Source organism: Gottfriedia solisilvae (assembly GCF_002128405.1).
GTDB classification, from domain to species: domain Bacteria; phylum Bacillota; class Bacilli; order Bacillales; family Bacillaceae_G; genus Gottfriedia; species Gottfriedia solisilvae.
Genome location: NZ_NETJ01000007.1, coordinates 129,956 through 138,655, shown reverse-complemented (window position 1 = coordinate 138,655; position 8,700 = coordinate 129,956). Strand labels below are relative to the sequence as shown.

The following is an 8,700-nucleotide window of genomic DNA, read 5'->3' as shown; positions in this document are numbered from 1 at the left end:
ATATATTAGATGAAACGGAAATTATAATAACAAAGATTACTTTGTCACTTATTAAAGGGGCTAAAAATCCTGATTATAAAGGATTAATTCCGAAATTGCCACCTAAAATGAAAGAAATAGTTAACCTAAGATGGGAGGCTATAATTAAAATATTTAATAATCAATTTGAGGAAGCAGAAGATTTACTTTTACAGGCATTAAATTTTTCGAAAGTAAATAGAGTTGAAAAATGGATAAAACGAGATATCTTACTAGATCTACGTAATTTAGAGATGGTAAAGAATAATAAACAAAATAAGATTGTTTTTGAAAGCCAAAGACAAAAAGAATTAAAAAAAATGGATAAATGGAATTATCGCCCAATATTAGATTGGAGTTTAGAAAATGCTCTCTTTGAATTAACAAAAGAAAATTATAATTTACATACTGATACTCCTCATACTATTAGATTTGGTGGAACTTTTACTTCCTCAATGAATAAAATATTGAATGCATTTAATGAGGCTATTTTAAATGGATCCTTTACATTTATCCATATAATAAGGGAAAGATTAGCATATATCCTATTTAGTTATGGTAAGCTTTACAGTGATTCAAGATTACTTTTACATTCTCTAAAATTATTTATGATTGAATATAAGGTAAGTATTGTTAAAAAAATTTTAGAATCAGAATGGAACGATTTACAGAAAGAAGTAGTGGATAATCCGAGTTCATTGATTGAACTTTCTGTTTTGGAAAATAACCGTAGTGAGGATCTAGTAATTAAATGTGTAATTATTGAAAAATTTGGTCCATATTTTTATGATGAAGAAATTAATGATATTAACGTATTTTTAAAGTATTGTATGAATCAAGAATTTTCAATGAGTGAGAGTCTAGATGTAAAAAGGAATGCTATTAGGGCATATAAGGATATAATTAATAGAATTGAAAATGAAGAAATTATTAAACAAGTTTCCGGGATTTTTTTGGAAGACAACCATCTAATAAATGATGAAATACTTAAATTGTTTAATAAAGTTCAATGGAAGAAAGTAAAATATGAAATTTGTAAAGATCTGGCGTTCAACCTATATCGAAAAAAGGAAGATGCTAACAATAGTTCAGAAATTTATAGTACTTTATTAAATATGAAAAATGCTCATCCTGGGAGTCTTGTAGATATAGAAATAGATATGAAAAAACAATGGGAAGAGACCAAAAGTCTAGATATAAATAACTATTTTAGTCTTCAGAGCTCTCCGAATTCACTAAACTGTGAAATGGTTAAGGACTTGATTGAAAAAATAAAAGTTGTGAATAAAAATATGACTAATGGAAGCTCCATTAGTTTTGGAGGGTATTCCTTATACCATTTATTAGCTAACCATTTAATGAATTTATCTCAATTCAGTCCAGATTTAGCCAATTTATTTGTAGAAATTCTATGTAATCCATATCAATCAACTACAAATAAACAGGAATGTCTTGATTGTATAATCAGACTTATTAAATACAATGAGAAGTTTGTTGCTTTTTTAAATAATAAAAAAATAGGATTTATCTTACAAGAAAAAATTAGTCAAGTATTAATTAGCAGAGGTGATGAAATTTTTGATAAATCTGGACAAGAAAAATTAGAACTAAAATTATATGAACTTTTAATTCTTATAGATATTACACCAAAAAATATAAATGATATTCTAGCAAAATGTGTGGAATTTGGTACTCATCCATTTGTTGGAGTTAGAGAAGATGCTCTTTCGTTAGTCGTATCAATTTCAAAGCATTATGGGAATACATATAAAAATGAGGTTATTCAGTTTTTATATTCTAAAACCTTTGATAATTGGTATAAATTAAAAGGTGATTCTTTATATTACCTTTGTGATATTTGTGAAGCAGAATGGGAAAATATCATATTAAATAGGATGTTTGAGTTAATTGACGATAATAATTCATATGTAAGAAGTTCTGTAATTGTTGCAGCTCAAAAAAAAGTAAAATCAAGTAAAGGAAACAAGAAATACAAAGATATGCTTGCTATACTTAAAAGAGATAGACATTATAAATTAAGGGAACAAGTAGGAAATGATTAAAATAATCATATTGATAAACATTTAAGATTGGCTCTGAATTATCCTAGAAAGTCAAAGTATCAGACAGAATCACGAATAAATGATTCTGTCTTTTTTACTATAAAAAAAACAACCTTAGATGAGGATGTTTGTCATTTGCATATAGTTTAATTAAACTCAATTAATATTCTACATGGCAGTACGATTCAGGGTCACTTGGAATACATTTATTATCTTTTCAGTTATAATAAAAGGAAAATGTATAAACCATGGTTAATGATATTGGAACAGAAAATATGGGGATAATTGAGGGGTGTATTTGATGCCAGGGTTTACAACAATACAAAAAAACAATACTGTAACTGTTAGTGCCAAAATAGATGGTATTGAAGTTAGAAATGTAAAAATTGAGATTGGTAATGAATATATCTGTTTACCTTTTAATAAAAATAAAAAACTTCATAGAGAACGACGTTTTATTGTTAACGGTTTTGATAATTCTAATCATGAATTAAGAGCAAAAGTTAAATTTTCAGATACAAAAGGGCATGGCTTTGTTGACGTAACGGATATTGAGTATATTATAGAAGATTAAATACAGAGTATAGTAGGATTTATAGCGAAGTAGTTATGAAAGGTTAGCTTTCTTCAAAGCTAAAAGGATCTGTTAAATACAGATCCTATTTCTTTTATTTCTTTAATCTTCAAGTTTATCCATATTTTCCAAATTCTTATGTTGCTTTTCTTTTCCAACATGGGTATAACTAGATGTTATTTCAGATGATGTATGCCCAAGTTGTGTTTGTAGACCAATTAAGTCCTTATTTGCAGTCCAATGCTTAGTAGCGAAAGTGTGACGTAACTTATGGGGAGTTAGTCGCTTATTGACATTAAATGCTTTTGAATATTTTTCTACAAGATCTTGAATCGAACGAGTAGAGAAGGGAGAAAAACTTCCTTTATATTTAGTGAAAAATACATGTTTTTCATCATTTGCACAACCATAGTTTTCAGATCGAGTATGTAAGTACTCTTTTAATTCATCCATTGCTCTTGGATTTACTGTTACATGAACCTTCCCAGTATGGCCTTTTCTAAATACCCCTAATGAATTCTCCTCAAAGTTAATATCCTCTAGTTGCAAGAAAGCAAGTTCAGATAAACGTAACCCACTACCTAAAAAGAGGGAGAGTATTGCTAAATCTCTATTTTTATCTCTTAGAAAGTATCTTAATTTAGTAGGGGAGAGCGACTTTTCATAGTCTGTAGCGATAAAGTCTAAAAATCGTAAATCTTCATTTCCCTTATATATTTTTTGTTCAAATGAATCAGCTCGTTTTACTGGGTCTGTACTTACTTTAGTTGTTTCAATTTTAGCAAAGACATTGCGATAGAAATAAGGTTCTTTTGTTATTGGATCTTCTGATTTCTGAGTTAAATAATTAAATAAACTTTTAAGGGAACTTATTCGCCTATTAACTGTTCTTTGTTCAAACTTGCCATCTAAGTAGCCTTGAAATTCTTCAGCTTCTTCTAATGGCAAATCTGAAAGTATTGATATCGGTATATCAACTGGTAAGACATAATCTTTTTCTAAAGTATCTAAAACCCAAGCGTTGTTAGCTAAAAATTTAAAAAACAACTTATAATCATTCGCATAGTTAAATAGAGTAGTTGCAGAGCGTTTACGATTTTTTTGAAAATATTTAAATACATACGGCGGAAGAGAAGGGAGCAATACTTTTAATTGTTGTAAATGTTTCTCTTGTTGTAAATTCTTCGTTTTCACTTCATAATTAGCAATTTCCCTTAGTGTTTTATTATCGTGGCACATGTAGCTCCTCCTTTTTTGCGAATTTCGACAAAGTTCGCATATAATCCAATTTATCAGAGAACTAGTTTTTTATAGTAATAGATTCAAATTGTATAAAACTATTCTTTTGGAGAAGGGGTAAAAACTACTTTGCTAGTATTAAATAGTCTACTAATTCCACTAGATTCAGAGGTTTGTAAATTACCTGTTACTATAAGATTTTTACCTTTTCTCACATAATCTAAATAATTGAAAGATAATGTTCCTTCTAGTTGTTTAACTTTATCTTCTAATGACTTTTTATCAGCAGCATCAATTTCTCGCCCTACTGATAAATTAGATATTTCATCGAGCAATTCTTGTATTTTGTTTTCACGTTTCTTATTTTCATAATTTAATTCAGTGATACTCATTTTAGTATGGAGAATAGAGTTTACTAATTCATCAGCTCCGCCAGAAATTCTATTTAGAACGAGTAATTGTTCATTTAATACTTCGTTATCTAAATCATATGGATATCTTAATTGATGATCAATTTCACTCCAGCCTTCCTCAAAGATGGTTCTTACTTGAATTTCGACGATGTGTAATTCTCTTGTAAGTCGGGAGTTTATTAAATAATGCCAGGAACGATAGCCTGCTGGATGAACTGAAAACTGAAATAATTCATCATCTTCTGTTGTGGAATTAAAATCTCCTTCACGATAATAAATAGTTGCTTTTTCATGTAAATCCCACATTTCTCTAATTGTTTTATCAATAGAGAATGCTTGGTCTTTATATAAATGTAAGACCCTGATACCAATTAAATCAGTTACTTCAGTTTTATAATTATTTATATTAATTTGATAAGAGCTATCTTCTTTTTTATTTTTAAAAGTTTTTCTAAGAATTTTTTCAATTAAATGCTCTGGATCTTTAACTCTTGATTTTACTGAGTGAGCATCTTGATTTTTTCGTAGAATATCAGCAATAGAAGAAGCAGTTGATTCAAGACTAGAAATTTGGTTTAAATAATCTTCATAAATTTCAATATAATCGCTCCAAACTAAGTTATGTTCAACAAATTCATCAATACTGATTTTATACGCTTTAAAGAATTCAATTTGGTCATATATTAATCTCATAATATAAAACTCTCCTTGTATGTATATTAATTTGGAAGCATGAAATTAGTTGCGGCTTTTGTTCTATCCGCAGTCCAACAACTACTTATATTCTTTTCTTTGCACATCTTATAAGCTTCATAGGAAAGGAGCTTCCTAGTTTTTTCTAAATTTTCGGGACTTACTTTTTCATTCCTAACATTGTTGTCTCTCCAGGTCCAAAAATAGATTTTATCTGCTTCTTCAACATTATTTCGATATGAAATAATTTCATTTGGCATGGGAACATCGGATTTATTAACACTATTTGGAATGCCTTTATTTATATCATTGAAAAATTTAACTGGACTAAAAGCTTCACCTGATGCAGTAAGACCTAAAATTTCATAAATTTTGCTATAGTTTTCGCCTAAATAGGGATTAATTATAAAATCTTTCTTTACTTCAATCTCAAAGAAAAAGTTGTGTGCTCGTACACCAATACCTAAAGAATGCGGTATTTCATCAATAAAATACATAACTTCAAACTGAACTTCATTAATCAGAACGGTGAATTTGACCCGTTCTAAATGTTGCTGCTTCATACTAGCATATAATGGTTTAAGGCCACTTAGTTCCAAAAGATTCACTCCTTATTATTTGAATTTTAGAGTCAGATCTAGTTGTTATTATGTATCTAATTTATTTAATTTTACCATTATTTACTAGATTTGTATACTTCGCATTCAATTAGAATTATATGCGAAGTTAAAAAATGATACTTAACAAGAAATTCCCCCCTACTTTCTAATATATACATAGAGAGATTTCTACCAACTAGATGCTATGGATTTTCAGAATAATTTCTTAGCTCCTGGTTTTCAAACCAATTGACGTACAAGATTCGATTACATCAGCAATAATAATTTAAACAAAAACTAGTTGATAATCTTGAGGAACTGGAAGAACGATCAAAAAAATCGAGCTGCTTAGTCTAAATCACTTACACTTGAATTATCAAGAGTATCCTTACTATCTTAATCGTACTGTTAAATATAAAAATAAGAGCCATTTATCTAATTAAATAGATAAAGAGCTTCCAATTTTGGAAGCTCCATATTAACAATTACAATTATTGTTGTCCAATCCAAACTGAAACCGAATATTCTTGACCAGCGTTATTGTACTTAGCCTGAGGATCTACATATACACCAATGTGATAAAAGCCTGGAGTTAAATCATTTGATAAATAACAATAGTACCTTTGGCGCTCTGGATCCCATTCTGCAGTACAGACATCAATGAATTCGCCATCAACGTCATATAAAGCAAACGTTAGGTCTTCACTATATTTAGCATCAGTCGTTGAAGCAATAATAGATATATTTTCGTTATCTGTAATTAAAAAGTAATAGAAATCCATATCTTGATTATTTGAAAACGTTCCATATAACATTGCATCTTCGTAAGGGATATAATCTGCATCATCAATCGTATTATTACTCTCTTCTTCATCAACAGAACCCTTACCTTGTGCCGGAACATAATATGCCTTATTAATTTCTAGTAAATCATAGTTAGAGTTTGCTGGAATTTGCTTATACACATTAATTGGTATAGCGTAATTCATATTTTGTGCATCTACTCGTGCTAAGTCATTAACTCCAATTACTTCTCCATATACATTCACGAGTACACCTCCTGAATTACCTGGCGTAATCGGCGCACTTGTTTGGATATATTGATTCTTTCCAATTACTACATTTTTATTACTAACAATGCCTTCTGTAATCGTATTTTGAACTCCCCTAGGTGAACCAAGTGCATAAACTTTTTCACCAGTTTGAACTTTACTTGAATCAGCAAGAGTTACAACAGGTAAATTTGTAGGTCCATCTATCTTCAAAATAACAATATCTTTATCCGCGTTATACCCTTTAACCCTATTAGTCTCGTACGTTATGCCATTTGAGAGTTTAATTTTAACCTTCGATACTAAAGATACATCCGAAACTACATGATGGTTCGTAACAATTTTTCCGTCTTTTGAAACAATAAACCCACTACCAGTTCCAACCAATTGATTATTTTGGTTATATGATTCTATGTATACTACACTTTTATTTACTTTATCAAAGGCTTCTTTAGCAGATAGTTTCTTTTTTGATACTGAAATAGCTGCTACACTTTTGATTTTCAGTTTAGGAACAGAAACAGTAATGTTAGCTTTACCTGGCTTTAATGCTGTTACTTTGCCATTTTTCACTGACAATACTCCACTATTACTTGTTGACCATACTACAGGATTGTTCTTAATGTTTTGTGACTTATATGTTAGTTGTTTACTCTGACCTACATAGATGCTTAATTTTGATTGTGTTAGTTTGATAGATGGTTTTACAGTTGCGGCGGATGCGCTGTTTGTATAACCTTGAATAAAAAATAATGCAACCACCAATGATAAAACTAGATTCCTAAACCTTTTCAATAGAACTCCTCCGTTACAAGTTTGTATTAATAAATATGTATTCCAAAATATCCCATTTATTATATCGTCATTACTAAATGAATATTAAGAAAAATATTATAAGGGTTAAAATGATTGTTCTGAGGCTTAAATCTTTTAATTTTCCCATCAACTGTAAGTGACTTTCCATTTTTAACTACATACTCAAGTGCATTCAATCGTTTTTGAATATTTTTTATATTGTCTATGTTAGACAGAGCCCTGCCATGTTGAGCCTCGCACCACTTACTACATCGAATAACCCTCTGATAATCGTTTCCACTTCTGCTGTTAATACTCCTAGTTGATAGGCAGTGAGATTTTTAAGCTTTTCGTGAAATAGCCGTCCATATTGTCTACTCTGCTTTAAATCGGTAAAGATTTTCAAACCAGTGAACGCCCCTAGTAATCCTGCGAGAGGTGATCCAATCAACTTTTGACATCCCTACTAATGCCCCTGCACCAAATGCTTTGTTACCATTGTGGTTACCGTTGTTGCCACAAAAAATCTGAGGACATAATATCCCCAGCTTTCTCCATATTTTATTCACACTTCAAAAAGTGATAGGCACCGATTCTTAGGTAAATCCATTTTCCCTTTAATACCCACCCGACGAGCCACCTGAATCTATTTACTGTATAATACACTTTACAATCTTAGGATTCTTGAAAGTCAAAAAAATGAGAAAGCCCATGATAATTAAATATTTCACCATGGGACTTTCTTTTTAATTTTGCATAATTATTCAGATTCTAATAACTTAACCAGTCCACTTCCAACAAAAGTTGGCTATACCACCCGTTCACAGAAATACACGTCCTAAGTGCCCGTCTGATTGCTTTAAACACCGATTGCCCACGTTAGGTATGATTCCCCTATTGAAACGCTGCTATATTTCAAAGGACATAACTTGTACTAAATTTGAAGTATTAATAATAATCGGTTTGAGTTCATTAAAATACTTTTGCTCATACAATTTACGTATTATTTGGCAAATACTCTGTCTGCTAGTATCACTAACTAACACTAAATTCGGTTCGACTGAAAAATATCCTTCGTCCTCTATTTCTGTTTCAAAGTCTTGTTGTAGTCGTAAAATCGTGTACGCACGAATGTTGAAAACCTCACCTGAAACATCTACAAAAATATCGTTTCGATACTCTTTACTAACAGATTCATATTCTGCCAACTCCGAGTCATCTGAAAAATAAATGCTAATCTTCTTCATTTCGCAC

Annotated in this window: 7 protein-coding genes; 2 read left to right on the top strand and 5 right to left on the bottom strand. The window is 30.2% G+C overall.

All coding sequences use genetic code 11. The annotated features are described in order from the left end of the window. Positions 1-2,081, top strand: a 2,081-nt coding sequence (locus CAB05_RS22250; RefSeq protein ID WP_217348573.1) for a hypothetical protein, incomplete at its 5' end; no start/stop codon positions are given. A gap of 301 nt (positions 2,082-2,382) precedes the next feature. After that, entirely contained in the window at positions 2,383-2,655 is a 273-nt protein-coding gene (locus tag CAB05_RS19780) for a hypothetical protein (protein WP_088003466.1), read from the top strand. 102 nt (positions 2,656-2,757) lie between these two features. Here CAB05_RS19780 and xerS read toward each other — a convergent pair whose 3' ends face one another. The 5 genes from xerS to CAB05_RS19750 all read right to left on the bottom strand — a co-directional run bounded on the left by xerS (position 2,758) and on the right by CAB05_RS19750 (position 8,693). Next, complete coding sequence (xerS, locus tag CAB05_RS19775; protein WP_088003461.1) at positions 2,758-3,894, bottom strand: tyrosine recombinase XerS; 1,137 nt, start codon at positions 3,892-3,894, stop codon at positions 2,758-2,760. A gap of 98 nt (positions 3,895-3,992) precedes the next feature. Continuing rightward, the gene (locus tag CAB05_RS19770; RefSeq protein ID WP_088003458.1) at positions 3,993-5,000 is read right to left on the bottom strand and encodes a RelA/SpoT-related domain-containing protein; all 1,008 of its coding nucleotides are present in this window, start codon (positions 4,998-5,000) and stop codon (positions 3,993-3,995) included. Positions 5,001-5,026: 26 nt separating this feature from the next. Beyond that, positions 5,027-5,608: a DUF6037 family protein gene (locus CAB05_RS19765; RefSeq protein WP_268876423.1), complete on the bottom strand. Its 582-nt coding sequence runs from the start codon at positions 5,606-5,608 to the stop codon at positions 5,027-5,029. Positions 5,609-6,090: 482 nt separating this feature from the next. Beyond that, on the bottom strand, positions 6,091-7,446 hold the full coding sequence (locus CAB05_RS19760) for a trypsin-like peptidase domain-containing protein (RefSeq protein WP_088003451.1): 1,356 nt from the start codon (positions 7,444-7,446) through the stop codon (positions 6,091-6,093). Between the two features lie 908 nt (positions 7,447-8,354). After that, positions 8,355-8,693 carry a hypothetical protein gene (locus tag CAB05_RS19750; RefSeq protein WP_088003446.1) on the bottom strand — a complete coding sequence of 113 codons (339 nt, stop codon included), beginning with the start codon at positions 8,691-8,693 and terminating at the stop codon, positions 8,355-8,357. Positions 8,694-8,700 lie beyond the last annotated feature (7 nt).